Source organism: Vibrio sp. 10N.247.311.51 (genome assembly GCF_041467855.1).
Classification (GTDB): Bacteria; Pseudomonadota; Gammaproteobacteria; order Enterobacterales; family Vibrionaceae; genus Vibrio; species Vibrio coralliirubri.
In genome coordinates, this window is record NZ_JBFSVK010000010.1 from 139550 (window position 1) to 163311 (window position 23762).

Consider the following 23762-nt stretch of genomic DNA (forward strand, 5'->3'; position numbering starts at 1 on the left):
GCCTCTGTGCAGCCTTTTTTATTTGTTATGCTTGGCTTGCTTACTATTTGTAAAACCAATAATCTTGAGTGGTCTTTTCTAACTACAGAACTACTATGACTCGCTCGCATTGCTTTGTATTGCAACACGACTTTCCTATTACTTTCTACCCTGATAAAAATCAGTTAGTGGTGGATAGTGAAGCGATTCATTTAGAGCCATTGCAGGCAAAGTTGCTCAGCTATTTCATCGAAAATCGCGGGCAAGTGGTTAGCACTCAACAGATAGCCGCGGATGTGTGGCAAAGAACTCAAGTGTCTGACAACTTGGTCAGACAGGTCATCAGCTTACTGCGCAGTCAGCTTCAGGATAAGTCACGCCCGTATCGGATTATTCAGACCATTCCTAAGCAAGGTTACCTGTTCGATGTTGAGGTGTTTCAGCCGAGCGTAGAACCAACTCCCGTTGAGGACGTCTCTCTGCCTGAATCTGAACCTAAACCTTTTGTTGCTAAATCCAAAAAGAAAATCATCGCCCTGATTACAACCGTAGTATTCTCAGTTGGCTTAATAGCAACTTGGGCGTGGCAACCCGATGTCCCAACCAATGACACAGCTGTTATTTCTGCTAATCAAAGTGATGTGATTCCTGTTTATATCCATGACATAACACTCGATTCTGCGAACGATTATGAGATGTCAGAAAGCGTTTATAACTATCTTTTCTACGGGCTGAACTCGGCAAAAAACTTATCGGGTTACCACTTTTCTCAGCTATCGAAGCAGGGCAAGCAATCACTTGCCAATAATGGTGTTGAGCTCAAAGGTTGGCTCAAGCAAAAGGGTGGAGAGTATGTACTGAGCGTGCTTGTACAAAATAACCGCCAACCCAATCAAAGTCAGAAAGTGGAAAAGCGCTTTAGCCAAGATAATTTCTTCGATGCCATTGGGGATGTGATTCTCGAGATCAAAGCCATTATTGCTCCAATGAGCTCAGAATACGGTGTGGCAAGTCATCGAGTGACCTCTATTGATAACTACGATGATTGGAGTGTTATCTCTGAGGGGATATCGTTGTTCTACCAAGGAAAAGGTGGTCAGCCATTTGAGGAAATAGCACTTCAGTTGGATTCGATTCAACAACAAGGGCGAGATAATTATCTGGTCAATGCGTTACTGTCGTATTCGGAATCTTTGGCTTATTTGCAAAATCATGAGCAAGAAGATCGCGAACATGCACTGCAACTGGCAAAGCAAGCCTTCGAGATGAACCCACGTTGTGACATCGCTAATCTTACATTGGGTCTTGCATTGTTAATCAATCAACACGCCAATCAAGCTTTCCCTTACCTTTTTTATGCGGCCGAAAGTACACCGAGCCCAATCAGTTTTTATCTGCTCAGTGTGGCTGACAAGCTGTCGGACAACCCAAAAGGTTCGCAATACAACTATCAACGCTATACCGAAGTGAAAAAAGAGCATGACGGTCAACTGTTTGATCTTATTGAATCTTTATAAAAAGTAAACCTTTCCTAAACCACGAAATACGTTTTTAAGCGAAGGTGTTTCGTGAGCGCTGATGGCAACGGTACTTCCGCAAGGTGTCCTTGCGCCAACAGGCTTCTCAACATGTTTGATTATTGTTTGGACTCAGGCTCGATTGCCTTGCATCAAGCGTAAAAACATCGACTTCTACATACTGGTCACCAAATCATTCATTATTTGGGGTACACACATGTTGAAGAAGTTTGCTTTTCAGATCATTCCAATTCAGATCTTCTTATTCGTCTTTTGGTTCAAAAATGGCTTTATCGATAAAGTGATGGGCGTGCTACTTGGCTTCATTACGCCCGATACCGCTTATGCGGGAGACACTTGGGCTGGTTGGAAGGGCTACATTGTCGGCACTTGGGATAAGAGCCAAATCGGTCATGCTCTACTGAGCCCTACGTTCGACTTTATGTTCCCGATTCTGATTGCTTTGCAATGTGTGCCATTTTTATTAGTTCTTCGTTCAGTACTTGCAGGTGAGTTCATGGCGGGCAAAGAGCGTCCATGGTTACTCTACGCCGCCTTTGCTTCTCTGTTTGTGACTGCTTGTATGGCTTTCACTCAAACCATCACTGGCGCAAGCGACGGGCAGTATCTATGGCAATTTATCGGCTTTGGCATGGTTGCCATTATGTACCTGCGTAATGAGCAAGGTAAGTAGGGGAGCTAGATGCGAGTAAACGAGATGAGGGATACGAAGAGCGTTTTTAGATTTGAGTCAGTAAGATACGATATATCAAAACGCAGCTAATGAGAGGAAGTCGCTTTTCGTTACTCGTTTACACGAATCTCGTATCTGCTTTTCAGCTCGTCATTCCCTAGACTGACGAAGGAAGGAGTAGGGAATCTCTGGGTGTTTAGATACGAGTAAACGAGATGCGAGATACGAAGAGCGTTTTTAGATTTGAGTCAGTAAGATACGATATATCGAAACGCAGCTAATGAGAGGAAGTCGCTTTTCGTTACTCGTTTACCCGAATCCCGTATCTGCTCTTCAAAAGAAAAAGCCCGCAACCTAGGAGGTTGCGGGCTTTACTATAAGCGATGTTTATTTTGCTATTAAGCGGTAAGAGCTAACACGCTACCAGGCAGTACAAGGAATACCGCAACAAGGTAACCAGCCACTACAGCTTTGTTCTTCACAGCCATGTCTGAAATCAAGTCAGCGGCTTTAACAGGTAGTTCACGTAGGAACGGAATACCGAAGATGAATACCGTTGCCATGATGTTGAACACCAAGTGTACTAGAGCAATTTGTAGTGCGAATACTGCGAACTCACCAGACACTGCTGTAGCTGCAAGTAGAGCCGTAATACATGTACCGATGTTTGCACCCAGAGTGAATGGGTAAACGTCACGTACTTTAAGAACACCTGAACCTACTAGTGGAACCATCAAGCTTGTTGTCGTAGAAGAAGACTGAACAAGGATAGTCACGATAGAGCCAGAAGCGATACCGTGGATTGGACCACGACCGATTGCGTTCTTTAGAATCTCACGAGCACGACCAACCATTAGGCTCTTCATCAGCTTACCCATTACAGTGATAGCTACGAAGATAGTTGCGATACCTAGAGCGATAAGCATGATGCCGCCAACAGTGTCGCCAAATGTTGATAGAGGCTCTTTAATCGCACTTACTACTGGTTTAGTGATTGGCTTGATGAAGTTAAGACCACCCATGCTCATATCACCTGTTGCTAGCATCGGAGATACCAACCAGTGAGAAATCTTCTCTAGAATACCAAACGCCATCTCTAGTGGTAGGAAGATAGCAACGGCTAATAGGTTAAAGAAGTCGTGGATTGTCGCACTTGCGAATGCACGTTTGAACTCTTCTTTACAACGAACGTGACCAAGGCTAACTAGCGTATTGGTTACCGTAGTACCAATGTTAGCACCCATGATCATAGGAATTGCTAGCTCAACAGGTAAACCACCTGCCACAAGGCCAACGATAATTGAAGTAACTGTACTTGATGATTGAATAAGCGCTGTTGCTACTAAACCAATCATTAAGCCTGCAACTGGGTGTGAAGCAAATTCGAAAAGAACCTTTGCTTGCTCGCCTGTTGCCCATTTGAAGCCTGTACCAACCATTGAAACTGAAAGTAATAGTAGGTAAAGCATGAATGCCAAGTTAGCCCAGCGTAGCCAACGAGTAGTGCTCGAGATAGGCGCTGCTGCAGTAGTAGCTTGGTTCATAATGTTTTCTCCATTGGACCGTTTAAGTCTGTGTTTGGTCTGTTTGTTTAATCTGAGCGTGATGTTAGAGGGGAAATATTTCAGTAATATTACATTTTGGTTTAGGTCGGACTTTTTTGTGATGATTTACTCTTTAAATATTCCCAGAGCTAATGTGGTTATTTTAAGTAGTTGTTTTAAATTGATTTTTATTGGTTATTCTATAGGTGATATAGATCTTAAAAGTTAGAGAAAAATTGAAAATAATCGCTAAAATATTACATTATGAAATCAGACACTTCGAAAAAATAAGTGGTAAATCTATGTTTGTTTAGGTTTTTCCGAGTTTGTTGAGTGGCGGTGTCATATTTGATATAAAAGGGTATCTACTCTTTTATTACGGCACATCTATGTCGCATCTCAACTACAACCATCTTTATTACTTCTGGATGGTTTGCAAGCAAGGCTCTGTTACTAAAGCTGCAGAAGCCCTATTCCTAACACCACAAACGGTAACGGGGCAGATAAAAGCCTTAGAAGAGCGCATGGATGGCAAGTTGACCAAGCGTAATGGCCGCAGTGTTGAGCCTACAGAGCTTGGGCAACTGGTCTTTAAATATGCCGATCGTATGTTTGGCCTGAGTTACGAGATGCTGGATATCGTGAATTACAGCCAGCACTCCAATATTCTGTTTGATGTTGGCGTCGCGGATGCGCTCTCTAAAAGACTCGTCAGTAAGATACTGATGTCGACCATCCCTCCAGATAACAGCATTCACTTGCGCTGTTTTGAATCGACCCATGAAATGCTACTTGAGCAACTCTCTCAACATAAGCTCGATATGATCTTGTCTGACTGTCCGGTGGACTCTAGTCAAAGTCCGGGCTTGTTCAGTAAAAAGTTGGGTGAGAGTGGAATGAGCTTTTTTAGTTCAGGTCAGGTTGAAGGTGTTAATTTCCCTGCTGTATTGGAGCAAAGAAAGCTTTTGATCCCTGGTAGCCGAACCTCAATGGGGCGTAAAGTGCTGCAATGGTTTGATAGACAAGGGCTTAAGCCAGATATTTTAGGTGAGTTTGATGATGCCGCATTGATGAAGGCTTTTGCTCGTTATCATCATGACGCAATATTTTTAGCACCGACGCTTTATATGTCTGAAGTGGAAGAAGACACATCACTGCAACTATTAGGCGGTATTGAAGAGTTAAAAGAGGAGTACTACGTCATATTTGCTGAGAGGATGATCCAACATCCAGCAGTAAAAAACGTATGTGACGCAGATTTTAGCAAATTGTTCGAATGAGTTAGTTTGTTAATGAATTGATATCGATTATCATAGCTCCACCATATGCCGGAAATACTGATAGCCCGTAGTTGGCGTAAAGGTTGTAGGGAGCCAAACTATGAACTTAAAAGAGATGGAGAAGAACTCAGCACAAGCTGTGATTCTACTCAAAGCCATGGCTAACGAGCGTCGCTTACAGATTTTGTGCCTATTACATGGCACTGAACTGTCGGTTGGGGAGTTGTGTGGCAAGTTGGAACTGAGTCAGTCTGCTTTATCTCAACATCTTGCTTGGTTGAGAAGAGATGGTTTGGTCGAAACTCGCAAAGAAGCTCAAACTGTGTATTACACATTGAGTAGTGAAGAAGTAAAAGCGATGATTAACCTACTGCATGGTATTTACTGCAAGTAGCTTATTGCTGGTGGGAGGGGGATTTCTTATCAGCGATAGAATGACACAAGGAAGTGTTAGTATTCCACATTGAACGTTAATGTTTATCTACTTATCTACCTACTAATTTGCTTCTCTATTTATTTTTCTGATTGTTTGTTTTATCTATTGCTTAACAGTCTATCGGTAAGCAAAACGGCTGTTAGCACGTAAAATAAAAGCGTTACTCAAAATTTAGATATAAAAAAACCGGCCTAAGCCGGTTTTTTTCGTTTTGCGTTGTAATCAAATTTCTATTAAAGAGCTTTGATTGCAGCAGCGAAACGAGACTTATGACGTGCAGCTTTATTCTTATGAATAAGGCCTTTAGTCGCCATACGGTCAAGAAGTGGTGTAACTTCTACAAGAGCAGCAGTTGCAGCTTCTTTATCACCAGCTGCGATAGCTGCGATAGTCTTTTTCATGTAAGTGCGCATCATAGAACGACGGCTAGCATTGTGCTGGCGACGTTTCTCAGCTTGGATAGCGCGCTTCTTAGCAGATTTACTGTTTGCCAAGGGTCTAACTCCCAAAAACTTAGTTCGGTGACAATTTAAGGGCGAGGACTATCCCTCATTAGCGCTTAATTGTCAAATGATTTGTGCAAAAACCAATCGTAGCCAAACAAACTTTGGTATGGAAAGGTCATCGCGGTTAAGATGGCGGGGATTCTAACAGCATTTTTAGACCAATGCTAATAAATATGCTTCTTAGGACAGGATAGTATTTATCCTCGCTTGAAAGTAATCAACCAGTGTCAGAGGTTTCTGTGAGTAAACGACTATTAAAGTCAGGCCTGATTGTCAGCGCAATGACTTTTGTTTCCCGTGTATTGGGGCTAGTACGTGATGTAGTAGTAGCAAATTTGATGGGGGCAGGAGCGAGTGCCGACGTATTTTTCTTCGCAAATAAAATTCCTAATTTCTTACGTCGACTTTTTGCAGAAGGTGCGTTTTCTCAAGCGTTTGTTCCTGTATTAACGGAATATCACGCCGCAGGTGATAAAGATAAGACACGAGATTTAATTGCTAAGGTGTCGGGTACGCTCGGGGTTTTAGTTTCTATTGTCACCGTTATCGGGGTATTGGGCTCTGGCGTGATCACCGCGATGTTTGGTGCGGGTTGGTTTATCGACTGGCTAAATGATGGCCCATCAGCGCCAAAATTTGAGCTAGCGAGCTTTATGCTCAAGATTACCTTTCCTTATTTGTGGTTTATCACCTTTGTCGCTTTATCTGGGGCCATTCTTAATACATTAGGTAAGTTTGCGGTATCTTCTTTTACCCCTGTGTTCTTGAACGTTATGATCATAGGCGCTGCGTGGTTTATCTCACCTAATTTAGAACAACCAGAAATTGGTTTGGCTATTGGTGTGTTTCTTGGCGGCTTAGTCCAATTCCTTTTCCAAATGCCTTTCTTGATCAAAGCAGGTGTATTGGTTAAGCCGAAGTGGGGTTGGCGAGATCCGGGTGTGGTTAAGATCCGCACATTAATGATCCCTGCTCTGTTCGGTGTCTCGGTCAGTCAAATCAACTTATTGTTTGATACCTTTATTGCCAGCTTCCTCGCAACAGGCTCTATCAGTTGGTTGTACTACTCAGACCGACTGCTTGAATTTCCTCTCGGTTTATTCGGTATCGCGATTGCGACTGTGATTCTTCCTGCTTTATCTCGTAAACACGTAGATGCTCAAGGGGAAGGATTCGCGCATACCATGGACTGGGGCGTGCGCATGGTGTTGCTGCTTGGTATTCCTGCGATGTTAGGCCTTATCGTTTTAGCTAAACCCATGTTGATGGTGCTATTCATGCGCGGTGAGTTCTCTCCACACGATGTACAGCAGGCATCGATGTCATTAGTAGCTTACGCATCAGGCTTGCTTAACTTCATGTTGATTAAAGTTTTAGCCCCGGGCTATTACTCTCGCCAAGATACCAAAACACCGGTTAAGTACGGCATTATCGCTATGGTGACCAATATGGTGTTTAACGCGATCTTTGCTTATTTCTATGGCTATGTGGGTTTGGCGATTGCGACGGCACTGTCTGCCTTTGTGAATATGGCGTTGTTATATCGTGGATTGCACCTTGCGGGTGTGTATCAATTAACTAAGACAACCTTGTTGTTTAGTGCCAAATTGATTATCTCAGGTGTGGTGATGGTAGCGGCTATTTTATGGCAGCTGGATAATATGCAACATTGGCTTGAATGGAGCTTCAGCCAGAGAGCGCTGACATTAACAGGCTTGATTGGACTTGGTGGCTTTGTTTATATTGTTTCGGTACTGATTTTAGGTATCCGAGTAAAACATTTAAAAGCAGCGACAGATTAATACTGATTAGTATATAATCCGTCGGTTTCACACAATAAATGATGCAAATAACAGGTTTTAGCTGATCATAATGGAACTGATCCGAGGTATACACAATATTAAAGCGCAGCATCATGGCTGTGTATTAACCATAGGTAACTTCGATGGTGTTCATTTAGGACATCAAGAGGTTCTGAGTCAGGTTTCTAAACAAGCTGCAGCATTAGGGCTACCTTCTGTTGTCATGACGTTTGAACCGCAGCCTATGGAGCTGTTTGCCCGAGATAGAGCGCCAGCACGTTTAACTCGCTTACGAGATAAATATGTGCAACTGAGCAAGCTAGATATCAGTCGCTTATTGTGTGTTAATTTTAATCAGTATTTTGCAAGTTTATCCGCGGAAGCGTTCATTAAGGATCTTTTGGTTGATAAGCTTGGTGTGAAGTTCTTGGTGGTTGGTGACGATTTTTGCTTTGGTAAAGGTCGCACTGGCAATTTCGCTATGCTCAAAGAGGCGGGCGAGAAGTACGGTTTTGAGGTGGTCAGCACCCAAAGCTATTGCTTAAACCAATTACGAGTAAGCAGTACTGAGATACGAAATGCATTAGCGGTCGATGACTTGGCTGCAAGTGCTACCATGTTAGGGCGTGATTACAGTATTAGTGGTCGAGTGTCCCATGGTCGAAAACTAGGGAGAACTATCGGTTTCCCTACCGCTAATATTCCATTAAAGCGTTGTGTTTCTCCTGTATCAGGAGTGTATGTTGTTGAAGCTTTGGATATCGACGGTGTTCCTGTCGGTGGCGTTGCTAATATTGGACAACGACCAACAGTTAATGGGGTAAGGCAGCAATTAGAAGTGCATTTTTTTGACTTTAAAGCCAATTTATATGGTAAACAGTTAGAAGTACGACTTTTGCACAAACTGCGCGACGAGATAAAATTTGAATCGTTCGACGCACTAAAGAATCAAATAGAATTGGATGCTGAAGCCGCAAGGGTGTGGCTGCTTCAGCTAAAGAATTAATCGGATGATTCCACCGATTAACATAATGTCTAACTTCGCCCAATATAACGGAATTAAGAATCGATGAGTGATTATAAAGATACCCTGAACTTACCAGAAACAGGGTTCCCAATGCGTGGCAATCTGGCAAATCGTGAGCCAGAAATGCTGAAGCGTTGGTACAAAGAAGATCTTTACGGCGAAATCCGTAAGGCAAAGAAAGGTAAAAAATCTTTCGTACTGCATGATGGCCCTCCATACGCGAACGGCGACATTCACATTGGCCACGCGCTGAATAAGATTCTTAAAGACATTATTATCAAATCTAAGACCCTTTCTGGTTTTGATGCACCGTACATCCCTGGTTGGGACTGTCACGGTCTTCCAATCGAGCTAATGGTTGAGAAGAAGAAAGGTAAGCCTGGTCAGAAGATTTCGGCTGCTGAATTCCGCGAAGAGTGTCGTAAGTACGCTGCGGGTCAAGTTGAAGGTCAGAAAGAGAGCTTCAAACGTCTTGGCATCATGGGCGAGTGGGACAAACCTTACCGCACTATGGATTTCGGCACTGAAGCGAACATCATTCGTTCTCTTGGCAAAATCGCAGATAAAGGTCACCTTCTTAAAGGTTTCAAACCAGTTCACTGGTGTACTGACTGTGGTTCTGCTCTGGCTGAAGCTGAAGTTGAATACAAAGATAAAGTTTCTCCATCTATCGATGTGAAATTTACAGCAGCTGACGAAGCGGCACTTCTAGAGAAATTTACTCTAGCTGAAGGCCACGCGGGTCAGGGCGAAATTTCTATCGTTATCTGGACGACAACACCATGGACTCTGCCTGCTAACCGCGCAGTATGTCTACGTGATGATCTTGAATACGTGCTTATCCAAGTTGAAGCGAATGGCGACCAGCCTGCTCAACGTATCGTTGTTGCTTCTGATCTAGCAAAAGACGTAATGGACCGTGCAGGTATCGAGCATTTCCATAACCTTGGTTTTGCTACAGGTGCTGATCTTGAGCTTTCTCAGTTCAACCACCCGTTCTACGACTTTACTGTTCCTGCAGTTCTTGGCGACCACGTTACAACAGATTCAGGTACTGGTGTGGTTCACACTGCGCCTGGCCACGGTCAAGAGGATTTCGTGGTTGGTAAAAAGTACAACCTAGAAATCGCTAACCCAGTTGGTTCAAACGGCGTTTACCTGCCAGATACTGAGCTATTTGCTGGTCAGCACGTATTCAAAGCGAACGACTCTGTTTTAGAAGTTCTAAAAGAGAAAGGTGCACTTCTGCATCACCACGCTTACGAGCACAGCTACCCACACTGTTGGAGACACAAAACTCCAATCATCTTCCGCGCAACACCACAATGGTTCATCTCTATGGATCAAGCTGGCCTACGTGCTAAAGCGCTAGAGTCAATCAAGAGTGTTGAGTGGTTGCCTGAATGGGGTCAAAGCCGTATCGAAGGCATGGTTGAAGGTCGCCCTGAGTGGTGTATCTCTCGTCAACGTACTTGGGGTGTGCCAATTGCTCTGTTCGTTCATAAAGAAACAGCAGAACTTCACCCAGAAAGCCCTGCACTTATTGAAAAAGTAGCGAAGCTAGTTGAAGAGAAAGGAATTCAAGCTTGGTGGGATGTAGACGCTGCTGAACTTATGGGCGCAGAAGACGCTGATAAGTACGAAAAAGTAATGGATACGCTAGACGTATGGTTCGACTCAGGTGTGACGCACTTCTCTGTTGTTGATTCTCGCGAAGAGTACAACTTCCCGAACGAAGAGCGTACTCACAGTGCTGATCTTTACCTTGAAGGTTCAGACCAACACCGTGGCTGGTTCCAGTCTTCTCTAATTTCATCTATCGCGATGAAAGACGAAGCACCGTACAAGCAAGTACTAACACACGGTTTCGTGGTGGATGGTAACGGCCGTAAGATGTCTAAATCTATCGGTAACGTTGTTGCTCCTAAAGATGTAACCAACAAGCTAGGTGCAGATATCCTGCGTCTATGGGTTGCTTCTACAGACTACACGGGTGAAGTTGCGGTTTCTGATGAAATCCTGAAGCGTTCAGCGGATGCTTACCGTCGTATTCGTAACACGGCTCGTTTCTTCCTAGCGAACTTGAACGGTTTCAACCCTGAAACTGACCTAGTACCTGCTGAAGAGATGGTTGCACTTGATCGCTGGGCTGTTGGCCGTGCTCAAGCTGCACAAGAAGAGATTGTTAAAGCATACGGCGAGTACAACACTCACGGTGTGACTCAACGTCTAATGCAGTTCTGTTCTATCGAAATGGGTTCTTTCTACCTAGACGTAATTAAAGACCGTCAGTACACAGCGAAGCAGGGCAGCCATGCTCAACGTAGCTGTCAAACGGCGCTTTACTACATCGTAGAAGCTCTAGTTCGTTGGATGGCTCCTATCATGTCGTTCACTGCAGATGAAATCTGGAATGAAATGCCAGGTGAGCGCGACACGTTCGTATTCACAGGTGAGTGGTTCGAAGGTCTATTTGGTCTTGCAGAAGGAGAAGAGCTAAGCAACGAATTCTGGACTGAAATCCAGTCTGTTCGTGGCGCAGTGAATAAGCTTCTTGAAGATGCTCGTAAAGAGAAAACGATCGGTGGTGCACTGCAAGCTGAAGTTACTCTATACGCTGACGATGCACTAGCGGCTAAAATCAACAAGCTAGAAGATGAGCTACGTTTTGTACTTATCACTTCTGCCGCTGTTGTTAAGCCATTGAGCGAGAAGTCTGATGCAGCGCAAGCGACAGACGTTGCTGGTCTATTCGTTGAAGTTGCGGCTACTGAAGCTGAGAAGTGTGACCGCTGCTGGCACCACACTCCAGATGTAGGCACTATCGAAGGTCACGAGAAAGTTTGTGGTCGTTGTGTGTCGAACATCGACGGTGAAGGCGAAGTGCGTAAGTTCGCATAACGACTCAGAGAAAGACTGAACTTTTTGTAAAAATCATAGCCCCAGTATCAACTGGGGTTATTTTTAGTTATAGGAAATGTGTTTAACCAAGCTGATTCTTCATGGCGACTCAAACCGAGTGTGCGAATGAGGAATCGCTTCGTAAATACTAGGAATAGAAATGAGTGAAGTTTCGTTAAAACAATCTGGTGTACGTTGGTTATGGCTGGCTCTATTGGTCTTCTTGGCTGATATCGGCATTAAACTCTTTGTCATGGACAACATGGGTTACGGCTGGGCAAATCGCATTGAGGTGCTGCCATTCTTTAACTTTTTGTACGTGCATAACTACGGTGCAGCGTTTAGCTTCTTGAGTGATCAAAGTGGTTGGCAGCGTTGGTTATTTACGGGTATCGCATTTGCGGTAACAGGTATGCTGACGTACTGGATGAGCAAACTACCAGCAGCAGAGAAGTGGAATAACATTGCTTATGCGATCATCATTGGTGGCGCAGTAGGTAATGTGTTTGACCGAGTCGTACATGGCTTTGTTGTCGATTACTTAGACTTCTACTGGGGCACTTACCACTGGCCTGCATTTAACTTAGCGGATATGGGAATCTGTATCGGTGCTGCGATGATCATCTTAGATGGTTTCCGTAAGAAAGACGAAAGCAAATAGCTTGCCTCAAAGTCAGTCTATGACTCACAGAATAGAATAGCCCTAAGCGCTGTCGGTTGATTCCGACGGCGCTTTTTTTTATGCTGCAAGTAATATGAGAGCGAAGCAAATTGCGTTCTCAAATAATAAAGAAATCTAAGGAAAGTAACGTGGCAGCAATTAAAAATGATTCAGCAGTAACTCTACATTTTACGATTAAAATGAAGGATGGTTCAGTTGCCGATAGTACGGAAAATATGGGCAAGCCAGCGAAGTTCGTCATGGGCGATGGCAGCCTAAGTGAGAACTTTGAAGCGTGCTTACTTGGACTTGAAGCCGGCACTGAAAAGTCTATCGAACTGAGAGCGGAAGACGCGTTTGGTATGCCAAACCCAGATCATATTCACTATATGGATCGTGCTAAGTTTGTTGGCGACTCTGAAGTTGAAGTGGGCACTATCATGGCATTCTCAGGTCCTGACGGTATGGAAATTCCAGGTATTATTACTGAGATCGCAGGTGATTCAGTGACGGTTGATTTTAATCACCCACTCGCTGGCCAAGACGTTACCTTTGACGTCAATATCTTAGCTGTGGACTAATTATCTTAACGGTAGAATAGCTGTCTTCACGCTAGAACAAGATAGCCTTACAGCTGTGACACACAACCCAGAGCTTCACTGTCTAGGCGCTTCACTGTAGAATGCGAACCTCGCTGACGGCGAACTCTATAGAAACAACCTTAGTACCGCGGTAAATGATGAGCAATGAAATGAAAATAATGTTAGCTAACCCTCGTGGCTTTTGTGCCGGTGTCGATCGTGCGATCAGCATCGTAGAGCGCGCACTCGAAATGTATCAGCCACCGATCTATGTTCGCCATGAAGTGGTACACAACCGCTTTGTTGTTGAGGGGCTCAAGCAGCGTGGTGCTATTTTTGTCGAAGAACTGAGTGAAGTGCCAGACGACAACATCGTGATCTTCTCGGCTCACGGTGTTTCTCAAGCGGTTCGTAAAGAAGCGAAAGAGCGTGAGTTAACGGTATTTGATGCGACGTGTCCTTTGGTGACTAAAGTTCATATGGAGGTTGCTCGTGCGAGCCGCAAACATATGGAAGTAGTACTGATCGGTCACGCGGGTCACCCTGAGGTTGAAGGCACCATGGGTCAGTACGCGAGCCAAACGGGTGGAATGTACTTGGTTGAGAAGCCAGAGGATGTACAAAACCTAGTGGTGAATGATCCAAGTAACTTGCATTACGTTAGCCAAACCACGTTATCAGTAGATGAAACCGCTGATGTGATTGAAGAGCTACGTCGAGTATTCCCTGAGATCCAAGGCCCACGTAAAGACGACATCTGTTACGCGACACAAAACCGTCAAGACGCGATTCGTGAGATGGCTGGTGATGTTGATGTCGTGATTGTTGTTGGTTCTAAGAACTCATCTAACTCAACACGTTTGAAAGAGCTGGCTGAGAAACTAGGCACGCCAGGTTACCTAACAGATTGCCCTGAAGACATTCAAACTGAATGGGTTGAAGGGAAAAAGAAAATTGGTGTGACAGCGGGTGCTTCTGCTCCTGAAGAGTTGGTAAACCAAATCTTAGATCGTATCCGTGAGCTAGGTGCGACTGACGTTGAAGAGATTCAAGGTCGTGAAGAGAACATGTTCTTTGAAGTACCAAAAGAGCTACAGATTAAGCAAGTCGACTAATCTCTATTGATTGGTGACTAGATCGATTCGTGATACTAGCGATTCGTAAACACTATCGATTTGTAAACACTATCGATTTGTAAACAGTAGAAAGCCAACGTTGATACGTTGGCTTTTTTGATCGTGCTTTGGAACAAGGCGTCTAACTTCTAACGCGTTACTGGAGACCGAGTTGCTCTTTTAAAGTCTTTAAGTAACGACGACTGACAGGCACTTCAAAGCCGGTCAGGGTAATGATCTCCGCTAATCCATTCTCTAGCAGTTTGATCTCTTGGATCGATTTTATGTTGATCAAATATTGGCGATGACAGCGGATCAAATCGGTTTTATCTTCCAAGATCTTTAGCGTTAACTGTGAGGTCGCGGTTTGCGATGAGCTACGAACATGCACACCACTGATATCGGAATAGGCGCACTCGACCGTTTGGCTTGCCATGATCACAATGCGGTTATGACCGATACAGGGGATCTGCTCTAAGTGACAGGGAGCAATCGCTGAGATGTTCTGTTCTGGTGCTTTCTGATTTTGTTTGATAACCTTATTCAGGCGACAAACGCTCTTGTTTAATCGACAAGGCTCGACTGGCTTAAGTAGGTAATCAAAAGCGTTATCTTCAAAGGCTTGAATCGCATATTGGTCATAGGCGGTGACGAATACCACGTAAGGCATAGTATCTGGGTCAAGCATGCTTAACAGCTCAATCCCGGTAACCTGCGGCATTTGGATATCCAAATACACGACATCAGGCTTGAGTTGGTTGATCTGTTTCAGTCCTTCGATGGCGTTACTTGCTTGGCCAATGATTTCCACTTCTCCGGTTTCGGTCAGCAGCTCAATCAGCTCTTCGCGAGCAAAAAGCTCATCATCGACAACTAATGCCTTTAACATCCTACAATCTTCATCTTGGTTCTATCCCTGCTTGGTTCACGCTTATCTTTTAAATGTCTGCTTCTAAATGTTTCAACTCGGAGCAATCCGTCCCCCGAAAATACCATTATTTGAGTATAGGTATGATAAAGCTCATTCGAGTAAATTGCTGTGGTTGAGATTCTATTTTTAGTGCTGAATCTTGTCCAAAGAAATTAGTGAGTCGTTTATCAACAATTTCCATCCCTAATCCTACATGATCTTGAGATGGCTTCTGATAATTACCTGCATTGTCTTCAACGGTTAACTTGAATCCACCTTCGAAAGCCTCGCTAGAGATCTTCACTTTTCCGCCTTCCAACATATTGGATATCCCATGTTTGATGGCGTTTTCTACTAGCGGTTGCAGGGTAAAGCTAGGCAATTGTGACTCATAAAGTTGCGGGTCGATATCCCATTCCACTTCTAGTCGATCGGTAAAGCGTGCTTTCTCTATGGTCAGGTAAGCGTTGACGTGTGCCAGTTCGTCTTTGAGCTTCACGGTGTTGATGTTCTGCTTTAGGTTGCTTCTAAAGAAGTGAGACAGGTGTTGAATCAACTCTCGAGCTTTATCTGGGTCACGGCGTGTTACTGCGCTGATGGTGTTAAGCGCATTGAACAAGAAGTGCGGGTTCACTTGAGCGTGCAGTAGTTTGATTTCTGCTTGTGTCAGTAGCGTTTGCTGCTGCTGGTAGTTGCTAAATAGGATCTGGCTCGATAATAGCTGAGCGATACCTTCACCCATCGACATATTGATGGTTGAGAACAGCTTTAGTTTTGGCTCATACAGTTTGATGGTGCCGACCACTTCGTTACCCGCGCGGAGTGGAATAATTAGCGCAGAGCCCAATTTACAATCCTGCGATAGGGAGCATTGGTATGGGTTCTCTTTGCCATCAAGATAGATGATGTCGTTCTGTTCCATCGAAGTGAGCGTGCTTTGCGATGAAATCGGGGTATTTGGAATATGGTGTTCATCGCCAATGCCAACGAACGCGAGGATTTTTTCTCGGTCGGTAATCGCTACCGCACCTACGTTGGTCTCTTCATAAACGATACGTACGATTTTTTGTGCGTTATCGGAATTGAACCCGCCATGCAAAATACCCACCGAACGCTCGGCGATGGTTAATGCGCGGCGTGAGAAGGTAGCCGAGTACTTTTCGAAGATGGTTTTCCTGTCTTGGATGATGCTCATGAACAGCGCTGCCCCAACCGAGTTAGCAATGATCATTGGCGCCGCAATATCGGAAACCAGAGCATAGGATTGTTCGAAGGGTTTTGCGACCGCTAGCAGAATCAGCATCTGAATAATCTCTGCAAACAAGGTCACAGAGAAAACCACCAATGGATTAAACAGCTGGCTGGCTTTGTTCTTTCTCACGAGATAAACGTGTAACAGGCCGCCAATCAAGCCTTCTGCTGTGGTGGAAATAGCACAAGCTAAGTCTGTGAAGCCACCTAATGAGTAACGATGAATACCACCAGTAAAGCCGACGGCAAAGCCAACGACAGGGCCGCCAAACAGACCACCCATTACCGCACCCATCGCACGAGTGTTGGCTATCGCGTCATTAATCTGCAGTCCAAAATAGGTGCCCATAATACAGAATAGGGAAAACAGAACGTAGCAGCTGATTTTATGGCTTAAGCGCGAAGAAATGCTCAACAAAGGGAGAATCAATGGCGTTTTACTTAGCATGTAAGCAATCACTAAGTAGACACAGGTTTGTTGCAGCAGAGAGAGAATGAGTTCCATATTTTCACCTATTGAGACGCTTGTTAAGTGTAAAGCTCATTGCGTGGTAACGGTAGCTTTGCTTGTATTTTCGTTGGTTATATCGAGCGACGATTGCTTCTCAATGCTGAGATACAGTAAAGCCCATCACAGAGGACGGGCTTTAGTCTTAATTTCCACGAATCACTGGGTGATTACGTGAGCAAGCGAAGTGTGTTTGGCTGTTCTTTTGTCTCTCTATGAAGACGTGTCTCTTTTATCAGAGTCTGAAAGAACTAGGCAGTTTTGGTTACGCCTTTTGCTTCTTTCTCTTCTTTTTCATCAGCAAGGTCGATATCGCCTTTGCCTTTTGAAATCTTGATAACGTAAGCCGCAACACCTAGTGCACTCACCACACCAATGATGGTCGAGATTTGCATTGGTAGACCGAAGCCTAATTGACTGTTGTTCAGGATGAATGTGATACACACAGATGTCATGAACACAGCTGGAACCGTAGTTACCCAGTGCAGCTTGTTGTGACGAAGTAGGTAAGCCGAAGCCGTCCATAACATCATTACTGCTGTTGATTGGTTAGCAAAACCGAAGTAGCGCCAGATGATACCGAAATCAACTTGAGTCAAGATGCCACCGATAACGAACAGTGGTAGAGCCATCAGCAGGCGGTTACGAAGTGTTTTCTGTTCCATGTTGAAGTATTCAGCAAGGATAAGACGGCTTGAACGGAATGCTGTGTCACCAGAGGTGATTGGTAGGATAACCACGCCAAGGAAAGCAAGGATACCGCCGAATACACCCAGTAGACCAAATGAAGCGCTGTATACCACGTTACCAGGGCCGCCGTTTGCAATTGCGTCAGATAGAGACTCCACTGAACCGAAGAATGACAGAGCAAGTGCACACCAGATTAGAGCGATGATGCCTTCACCAATCATTGCACCGTAGAATACGAAGCGACCGTTTTTCTCGTTTTCCATACAACGCGCCATCAAAGGAGACTGAGTTGCGTGGAAGCCAGAAATAGCACCACAAGCGATAGTGATGAATAGAGCAGGCCAAAGTGGTAGGTCATTCGGGTTCATGTTGGTGAACATGTCCTTCATCTCGAAGCCACCCATGATTTGGTGCTCGTCAGATAGACCAATCGCAGTGATTAGGCCAACAGACATGAAGATAAGCAGTGCGCCGAACAGTGGATAGAAGCGACCAATGATTTTATCGACAGGGACAATCGTTGCGATGATGTAGTAAGCAAAGATGATAACAACCATGGTTGTTGCAGACATCGCGAAATCAGTTTGGTCGTTCACTAGGTTAGTGATCATGCCTGCAGGAGCAGATACGAATACAACACCAACGAGAAGCAGTAGAACAATGGCAAAGATGTTCATAAAGTGTTTTGCGCCATTGCCTAGGTAACGTCCAGTGATAGTTGGAACCGAAGCACCACCATTACGGATAGATAACATACCTGAGAAGTAGTCGTGTACTGCACCTGCGAAGATACAACCTAGCACGATCCAAAGCATCGCTGCTGGGCCGTAAAGGGCACCCATGATAGGGCCGAAGATTGGACCTACACCTGCAATGTTAAGCAGCTGAACGAGGTAAACCTTTGGCGTCGACATTGGAACGTAGTCCACGCCATCTTGTTTGGTGTGAGCAGGTGTTTGACGCTTTTCATTGATACCAAAAATCTTCTCGATAAAGGCACCGTAAATAAAGTAGCCACCAATGAGTGCTGCAACACAGGTAAGAAACCACATCATAATCTGTTATCCCTGAATGTATTAATTAAGTCAGGGTGTATATTAAAGAAGAGTATGAGAAGAAACTTCCGCTATGAGAGTGAGTGGTCGAATAGTCAATTAAGTGGTGTTATAACTGATTGAGTGGTTTGCTACGTTTGAAGAGCGGTTGGTTATTCGTGTTGAGAAGTGTCTTGCTTCTGGCAAGTGGCGGTTTATCAGCTTTAAGCGGTCACCAATAGATATCAGTGGCAGATAGCAGACATAAGTGGACATCAGCCAGTGTTCAGCGGAGAATCACCACAAAGGCAACGCTTCGTCAGGAAGTGGCTAGGTAAATATAAAGGACTGAAATGAAAAAAATAATCGCACTATTCGCCGTGGCATTTAGCCTTGCAGGATGCAGCGCCAATGTTCAAGATTTAGCAGCTGAAGGCAATTGGCAAGAGATTGGCTATCGTGATGGTATCAAAGGCCACACTCAGCGTTCGTATTCAGAGATGACTGAGCTTGGCGCAGTCGATCAAGCGAGTTACACAGAAGGTTATCACCTAGGTGTGACTGAATATTGTAATCCGAACCATGCTTATCAGATTGGTTTATCTGGTCAGGTGTATGAAGGCGTGTGTTCTGGTACGGAAGACGCTCAACGTTTCCGCATGGAATGGCAACGCGGCTGGGACGAGTTCTCAAACGACTATTAAGCCCAAGCTAGCGAAAACAAATTAAAACTAAAAAAGACCAGTACCGCGTGTGAACTGGTCTTTTTGTATGTCGCGAGAGTCACAATCTAGATTACTGATTATTCTCGACGGCTTTTCTCAAGAAGCCATTTTGCTTATCAAGCTGAGCCTTGGCCAGTTCTAAATCTAGCCCTGTTAGAATCATCAAAATCGATAGCTTCACATCGTAATCAGTCGCTTTAAGTGTCGACACCGCCAGTGCTTTGTCACACTCCGTTGCTTGGATAACGATACGAGCAGCGCGGGCAACCAACTTTTCATTGGTCGCTTTTACGTCGACCATCAGGTTTTGGTAGCTCTTACCAATGCGAATCATGCTGGCTGTGGTCAACATATTAAGCACCAGCTTTTGTGCTGTACCTGATTTGAGTCGTGTTGAACCAGTCAATGCTTCTGGGCCAACCACCGGGCTAATTGCGATTTGAGCGATTTCAGCAATCGGAGAATCAGGGTTACAAGACAATGCAACCGTTACTGCGCCAAGCTGATTGGCATAGTTGAGTGCACCAATCACGTAAGGCGTACGACCGCTCGCAGCAATACCCACCACGACATCATTTTCTGAAAACTGAATTGCTTTGAGGTCTTCAATACCGAGAGTCAGCGAGTCTTCTGCACCTTCTTTGGCTTTTAAAATCGCCTCTGGTCCGCCAGCAATTAGGCCGATAACCATCTTGTCTGAAACTCCGAAAGTCGGTGGGCATTCTGATGCGTCTAGCACACCTAATCGACCACTGGTGCCTGCGCCCATATAAATCAGTCGACCACCGTTTTGAAAGGCATGAGCAATTTTATCGACCGCTTTCGCGATCTGTGGCAGTTCCGCTTCAATTGCCAGTGGGACTTGCTTGTCTTGTTGGTTAATCTTTTCAACCACTTCGAGAGAGGTGAGCAGATCAATATCCATAGTGTCAGGGTTTCTCCCCTCCGAAACGAGGTGCGAGAGCGCTGATATGAGAGCGTCGTTACTCATAATGATCCTTAAATGGTGATTCTAAAATGATGGTTCTAAATTTGTTTAGTCAGCACGATAGAGAACGCCTAGAGAGGCAGCTCTGCTTGCGCCAGTCACTTCTGGTAAATTGCTTGGCAGTTGATGAACATGACGCTGAGCAAGCCACGCAAAGGCCATCGCTTCCATGTAATCGGCATCCACGCCTTTACTGGTGGTTGAGTCAACCTCCCAACTCGAAAGAAGTTCAGACAGTCTCTTCATCAACAATGGATTTCGTGTACCACCGCCACACACATACAAAGCGGGTTGGTCACCCAAGCGATAAGTCTCCACTTCATTGGCTATCGTCAATGCGGTGTATTCACAAAGCGTGCGCTGAACATCTTCTGCTGCAAGGTCTTTAAATTCTGTTAATTTTTGCTCTAGCCACGGTAGATTAAACAGCTCTCTGCCAGTACTTTTCGGTGGCATTTGAGATAGATAAGACTCATATAGCAACTGTTTGAGCAAGGCTTGATTTAGTTGGCCTTTAAGCGCAAATTGCGCATCACGGTCAAACTTATTACCCGTGTGTTTATCAACCCAAGCGTCCATCAACATATTGCCCGGGCCTGTATCATAACCAAGAGTCGGCTGATTCGGGCGCAGCACTGAAATATTCGAAATTCCACCAATGTTCAACACCACAACCGAGCTGTTTCGCGGGTGGAAAATTGTATGGTGGAAGGCGGGGACTAATGGTGCACCTTGCCCGCCAAGCGCCATGTCTTTGCGTCTGAAGTCGGCGATTGTTTGAATCTGTGTTTTAGCGGCAATGATATTGGCGTCACCCAACTGCATGGTAAATGGCGAATCACCGGTTGGCTGGTGGAATACTGTTTGGCCATGGTTACCAATCGCAGTCACGGATGATGCAGGTGTATCTGACTTGTCGAGAAGTTGAAGAACTGCATCAGCAAACAGATGACCAAGCTGGTGGTCGAGTTCTCCAATGGCAATTAAATCGGTTTTCTGACCAATACAAACTTCAAGCAGACGTGCTTTGAGGTCGTCAGGCATTGGGAACTCATCATGAGCTAGCAATGTGATGCGCGTATCTTCAATCGACACTAGGGCTGTATCTACGCCGTCCATGCTCGTCCCCGACATCACACCGATATACAGTTCTTTATGATCCATTCCTAAGCTCTTGCACTGCATTCTTAAAGTCTTCCACAGATTGGTTTAAAAACATTGTAAAGCAAATTTAAAGAGAATAATCTCGGGAAGTTTATGAAATTAGGTTTAATAAGGGATAAATATGGGACCGTTGTGGGTTGATGTTGCAGGCTACGAGCTGACAGCTGAAGACAGAGAAATTTTAGAGCACCCAACTGTTGGTGGTCTCATCTTATTTGCTCGAAACTACCACGATAGCAAACAGCTATCGGCGTTAAACAAAGAGATCCGCAAGGTAGCGAAACGTCCTATTTTGATTGGTGTTGACCAAGAAGGTGGCCGAGTTCAGCGCTTCCGCGATGGCTTTTCAATTATCCCAGCTGCTCAGGAATTTGCGACCAAGAATAATGGCGAACAGTTAGCAGAACAAGCGGGTTGGTTGATGGCGGCAGAATTGATTGCCCATGATATCGATCTGAGCTTTGCGCCAGTATTAGACAAAGGCTACGACTGTAAAGCGATTGGTAGCCGAGCGTTTGGTGAAGATATTGATACCATTGTTCGTCATAGCAGCGCTTTCATCAAAGGCATGAAGTCGGTTGGCATGGCGACGACAGGCAAGCACTTCCCTGGACACGGTGGCGTGATTGCTGACTCACACTTAGAGACGCCATATGACCCTAGAGACGATATCTTTGAAACCGACATGGCAATCTTTAAGGCGCAAATTGAAGCTGGAATATTGGATGCCATGATGCCAGCTCACGTGGTTTTCTCTCACTATGATGATCAACCAGCGAGCGGTTCACAGTATTGGCTACAAAAAGTATTGAAGCAGCAGCTTGGATTCAAAGGCTTGGTGTTCTCCGACGATTTAACGATGGAAGGCGCTGCCATAATGGGCGGACCAGCCGACAGAGCGAAAGCGGCTTTGAATGCAGGTTGTGACATGGTGTTGATGTGTAATAAACGAGATGCACAAATTGAAGCTCTGGATCACTTAGCGATTCAAGAGGTGCCTTTAGCCAACTCATTGCTTAAAAAACACAGCTTTGATTTGTCGACACTTCACTCGGATGCTAGGTGGAAAGAGACCTCAGAGACGATTAAGCGAATGCTAGGTAGTGAGTGATAAATAAACACATAATAATTTTAGATAAGGCGATATGATAAATATCGCCTTTTTTGTATGTGTGATCCGTGGTTTAAACCTATTTACCTCTTAGAGTGAGTTAAAGTTAATGTGTAAATATTAATTTACATCGAATGTTTTTTATTGTTTACACTTGCAATCGTTTTTTTAGCTGTTATTGTGTTTTTAAAGATTGTTAGCCCAAATGGAAATGTTGGGTGTAAAAATAAATATACAGGTTGAGTTATGCAGAAAAGTGAATTAAGCAATGTCAATATCATCGACGAACAGGTACTGATTACTCCTGAGGAGTTAAAAGCAAAACTGCCTTTGAGTGATAATGCTCGTCGTTTCATTCAAGAGTCTCGTCAAACTATCGCAAACATCATTCATAAGAAAGATCATCGCATGCTTGTTGTATGTGGCCCATGTTCTATCCATGACATTGAAGCTGCGAAAGAGTACGCGAAACGCCTTAAAGCCTTATCTGAGCAACTTAGCGATCAACTGTATATTGTTATGCGTGTTTACTTTGAGAAGCCTCGTACCACTGTCGGTTGGAAAGGTTTGATCAATGACCCTCATCTAGACGGCACTTTCGATATTGAGCATGGTCTGCATGTTGGCCGTGAGCTACTTGTTGAACTCGCTGAGATGGAAATCCCACTAGCGACTGAAGCATTAGATCCAATCAGCCCGCAATACCTAGCAGATACCTTCAGTTGGGCGGCAATTGGCGCTCGTACGACTGAATCTCAAACTCACCGTGAGATGGCAAGTGGTCTTTCAATGCCAATCGGTTTTAAAAACGGTACAGATGGCAACCTAGGCACTGCAATCAATGCAATGCAGGCGGCTTCTTCTAGCCACCGTTTCATGGGTATCAGCCGCGAAGGTCAAGTTGCACTACTAACAACGCAAGGTAACCCAAATGGTCACGTGATTTTACGTGGCGGTAAGCAGACGAACTACGATTCAGTATCGGTACACGAATGTGAGCAAGAGCTGGGTAAATCTGGTTTAGAGGCCGCGCTAATGGTCGACTGTAGCCACGCGAACTCTCGTAAAGATTTCCGTCGCCAACCTTTAGTTGCAGAAGATGTGATTCACCAAATTCGTGAAGGCAACAAGTCGATTATCGGCCTGATGATTGAAAGCCATATTAACGAAGGAAACCAATCTTCGGATATACCTCTCAATGAGATGAAATACGGCGTTTCTATTACCGACGCGTGTATCAATTGGGATTCAACTGAGGCACTATTGAAACATGCACATACGGAATTAGTCCCGTTCTTAGAGAACCGCTTGAAAGGTTAGTCAGAGTTTTAAATTTAA

At 44.6% G+C, this 23762-nt stretch carries 20 protein-coding genes; 13 read left to right on the forward strand and 7 right to left on the reverse strand.

The window, feature by feature from the left end; genetic code table 11:
- Positions 1-95 precede the first annotated feature (95 nt).
- Together AB6E85_RS11710 and AB6E85_RS11715 are read left to right on the forward strand one after the other, a co-directional pair.
- Positions 96-1496: a transcriptional regulator gene (locus AB6E85_RS11710; RefSeq protein ID WP_372142742.1), complete on the forward strand. Its 1401-nt coding sequence runs from the start codon at positions 96-98 to the stop codon at positions 1494-1496.
- A gap of 217 nt (positions 1497-1713) precedes the next feature.
- A complete protein-coding gene (locus AB6E85_RS11715; RefSeq protein WP_048615052.1) occupies positions 1714-2190 on the forward strand; it encodes a hypothetical protein in 477 nt (158 codons plus the stop codon).
- 398 nt (positions 2191-2588) lie between these two features.
- Here the strand turns inward: AB6E85_RS11715 and AB6E85_RS11720 are convergent, their stop codons facing one another.
- Positions 2589-3734 carry a Na/Pi symporter gene (locus tag AB6E85_RS11720; protein ID WP_048606795.1) on the reverse strand — a complete coding sequence of 382 codons (1146 nt, stop codon included), beginning with the start codon at positions 3732-3734 and terminating at the stop codon, positions 2589-2591.
- Positions 3735-4123: 389 nt separating this feature from the next.
- On the opposite strand from AB6E85_RS11720, the gene nhaR reads away from it, so the two are divergent.
- Positions 4124-5014 (forward strand): transcriptional activator NhaR, encoded by an 891-nt coding sequence (nhaR, locus tag AB6E85_RS11725; RefSeq protein ID WP_048615016.1) that lies wholly within the window; start codon positions 4124-4126, stop codon positions 5012-5014.
- Between the two features lie 100 nt (positions 5015-5114).
- Positions 5115-5408 (forward strand): metalloregulator ArsR/SmtB family transcription factor, encoded by a 294-nt coding sequence (locus tag AB6E85_RS11730; RefSeq protein WP_004735028.1) that lies wholly within the window; start codon positions 5115-5117, stop codon positions 5406-5408.
- Between the two features lie 275 nt (positions 5409-5683).
- On the opposite strand, the gene rpsT is transcribed toward AB6E85_RS11730, so the two are convergent.
- Positions 5684-5944, reverse strand: a complete 261-nt coding sequence (gene rpsT, locus AB6E85_RS11735) for a 30S ribosomal protein S20 (protein ID WP_004739529.1) — start codon at positions 5942-5944, stop codon at positions 5684-5686.
- A gap of 251 nt (positions 5945-6195) precedes the next feature.
- Between rpsT and murJ the strand changes: the two genes are divergently transcribed.
- From murJ to ispH, 6 genes are all read left to right on the forward strand, one after another.
- Complete coding sequence (murJ, locus tag AB6E85_RS11740; protein ID WP_032545655.1) at positions 6196-7758, forward strand: murein biosynthesis integral membrane protein MurJ; 1563 nt, start codon at positions 6196-6198, stop codon at positions 7756-7758.
- A 70-nt stretch (positions 7759-7828) separates the two neighbouring features.
- Positions 7829-8764, forward strand: a complete 936-nt coding sequence (ribF, locus tag AB6E85_RS11745; RefSeq protein ID WP_017062867.1) for a bifunctional riboflavin kinase/FAD synthetase — start codon at positions 7829-7831, stop codon at positions 8762-8764.
- Between the two features lie 63 nt (positions 8765-8827).
- Positions 8828-11686, forward strand: coding sequence for an isoleucine--tRNA ligase (gene ileS / locus AB6E85_RS11750; RefSeq protein WP_048606798.1), 2859 nt, complete (start codon positions 8828-8830; stop codon positions 11684-11686).
- A 160-nt stretch (positions 11687-11846) separates the two neighbouring features.
- A complete protein-coding gene (gene lspA / locus AB6E85_RS11755) occupies positions 11847-12347 on the forward strand; it encodes a signal peptidase II (protein ID WP_004735054.1) in 501 nt (166 codons plus the stop codon).
- Positions 12348-12496: 149 nt separating this feature from the next.
- On the forward strand, positions 12497-12928 hold the full coding sequence (gene fkpB / locus AB6E85_RS11760) for an FKBP-type peptidyl-prolyl cis-trans isomerase (RefSeq protein WP_372142744.1): 432 nt from the start codon (positions 12497-12499) through the stop codon (positions 12926-12928).
- Positions 12929-13086: 158 nt separating this feature from the next.
- Positions 13087-14043, forward strand: coding sequence for a 4-hydroxy-3-methylbut-2-enyl diphosphate reductase (ispH, locus tag AB6E85_RS11765; RefSeq protein ID WP_086971441.1), 957 nt, complete (start codon positions 13087-13089; stop codon positions 14041-14043).
- Between the two features lie 157 nt (positions 14044-14200).
- Here the strand turns inward: ispH and btsR are convergent, their stop codons facing one another.
- The 3 genes from btsR to AB6E85_RS11780 all read right to left on the reverse strand — a co-directional run bounded on the left by btsR (position 14201) and on the right by AB6E85_RS11780 (position 18457).
- Positions 14201-14932 (reverse strand): two-component system response regulator BtsR, encoded by a 732-nt coding sequence (gene btsR / locus AB6E85_RS11770; RefSeq protein WP_372142746.1) that lies wholly within the window; start codon positions 14930-14932, stop codon positions 14201-14203.
- Between the two features lie 106 nt (positions 14933-15038).
- Positions 15039-16709 carry a sensor histidine kinase gene (locus AB6E85_RS11775; protein WP_017080271.1) on the reverse strand — a complete coding sequence of 557 codons (1671 nt, stop codon included), beginning with the start codon at positions 16707-16709 and terminating at the stop codon, positions 15039-15041.
- Between the two features lie 254 nt (positions 16710-16963).
- Positions 16964-18457: a carbon starvation protein A gene (locus AB6E85_RS11780; RefSeq protein WP_048615024.1), complete on the reverse strand. Its 1494-nt coding sequence runs from the start codon at positions 18455-18457 to the stop codon at positions 16964-16966.
- 332 nt (positions 18458-18789) lie between these two features.
- On the opposite strand from AB6E85_RS11780, the gene AB6E85_RS11785 reads away from it, so the two are divergent.
- Positions 18790-19140, forward strand: coding sequence for a DUF2799 domain-containing protein (locus AB6E85_RS11785; RefSeq protein WP_017098352.1), 351 nt, complete (start codon positions 18790-18792; stop codon positions 19138-19140).
- 91 nt (positions 19141-19231) lie between these two features.
- Here AB6E85_RS11785 and murQ read toward each other — a convergent pair whose 3' ends face one another.
- Complete coding sequence (murQ, locus tag AB6E85_RS11790) at positions 19232-20152, reverse strand: N-acetylmuramic acid 6-phosphate etherase (RefSeq protein ID WP_050651903.1); 921 nt, start codon at positions 20150-20152, stop codon at positions 19232-19234.
- A 45-nt stretch (positions 20153-20197) separates the two neighbouring features.
- Entirely contained in the window at positions 20198-21313 is a 1116-nt protein-coding gene (locus AB6E85_RS11795) for an anhydro-N-acetylmuramic acid kinase (protein WP_372142748.1), read from the reverse strand.
- A gap of 121 nt (positions 21314-21434) precedes the next feature.
- Here AB6E85_RS11795 and nagZ point away from each other — a divergent pair, with 121 nt between their 5' ends.
- Both nagZ and AB6E85_RS11805 read left to right on the forward strand, forming a co-directional pair.
- Positions 21435-22424, forward strand: a complete 990-nt coding sequence (gene nagZ, locus AB6E85_RS11800; RefSeq protein ID WP_050644335.1) for a beta-N-acetylhexosaminidase — start codon at positions 21435-21437, stop codon at positions 22422-22424.
- Positions 22425-22670: 246 nt separating this feature from the next.
- A complete protein-coding gene (locus AB6E85_RS11805) occupies positions 22671-23744 on the forward strand; it encodes a 3-deoxy-7-phosphoheptulonate synthase (protein ID WP_017059354.1) in 1074 nt (357 codons plus the stop codon).
- The last annotated feature ends 18 nt before the right edge of the window (positions 23745-23762 follow it).

Coding starts and splice junctions, on each gene's coding strand:
- AB6E85_RS11710 (WP_372142742.1), top strand. CDS start 96: ATGACTCGCTCGCATTGCTTTGTATTGCAACACGACTTTCCTATTACT.
- AB6E85_RS11715 (WP_048615052.1), top strand. CDS start 1,714: ATGTTGAAGAAGTTTGCTTTTCAGATCATTCCAATTCAGATCTTCTTA.
- AB6E85_RS11720 (WP_048606795.1), bottom strand. CDS start 3,734: ATGAACCAAGCTACTACTGCAGCAGCGCCTATCTCGAGCACTACTCGT.
- nhaR (WP_048615016.1), top strand. CDS start 4,124: ATGTCGCATCTCAACTACAACCATCTTTATTACTTCTGGATGGTTTGC.
- AB6E85_RS11730 (WP_004735028.1), top strand. CDS start 5,115: ATGAACTTAAAAGAGATGGAGAAGAACTCAGCACAAGCTGTGATTCTA.
- ribF (WP_017062867.1), top strand. CDS start 7,829: ATGGAACTGATCCGAGGTATACACAATATTAAAGCGCAGCATCATGGC.
- ileS (WP_048606798.1), top strand. CDS start 8,828: ATGAGTGATTATAAAGATACCCTGAACTTACCAGAAACAGGGTTCCCA.
- lspA (WP_004735054.1), top strand. CDS start 11,847: ATGAGTGAAGTTTCGTTAAAACAATCTGGTGTACGTTGGTTATGGCTG.
- ispH (WP_086971441.1), top strand. CDS start 13,087: ATGAGCAATGAAATGAAAATAATGTTAGCTAACCCTCGTGGCTTTTGT.
- btsR (WP_372142746.1), bottom strand. CDS start 14,932: ATGTTAAAGGCATTAGTTGTCGATGATGAGCTTTTTGCTCGCGAAGAG.
- AB6E85_RS11775 (WP_017080271.1), bottom strand. CDS start 16,709: ATGGAACTCATTCTCTCTCTGCTGCAACAAACCTGTGTCTACTTAGTG.
- AB6E85_RS11780 (WP_048615024.1), bottom strand. CDS start 18,457: ATGATGTGGTTTCTTACCTGTGTTGCAGCACTCATTGGTGGCTACTTT.
- AB6E85_RS11785 (WP_017098352.1), top strand. CDS start 18,790: ATGAAAAAAATAATCGCACTATTCGCCGTGGCATTTAGCCTTGCAGGA.
- murQ (WP_050651903.1), bottom strand. CDS start 20,152: ATGAGTAACGACGCTCTCATATCAGCGCTCTCGCACCTCGTTTCGGAG.
- AB6E85_RS11795 (WP_372142748.1), bottom strand. CDS start 21,313: ATGGATCATAAAGAACTGTATATCGGTGTGATGTCGGGGACGAGCATG.
- nagZ (WP_050644335.1), top strand. CDS start 21,435: ATGGGACCGTTGTGGGTTGATGTTGCAGGCTACGAGCTGACAGCTGAA.
- AB6E85_RS11805 (WP_017059354.1), top strand. CDS start 22,671: ATGCAGAAAAGTGAATTAAGCAATGTCAATATCATCGACGAACAGGTA.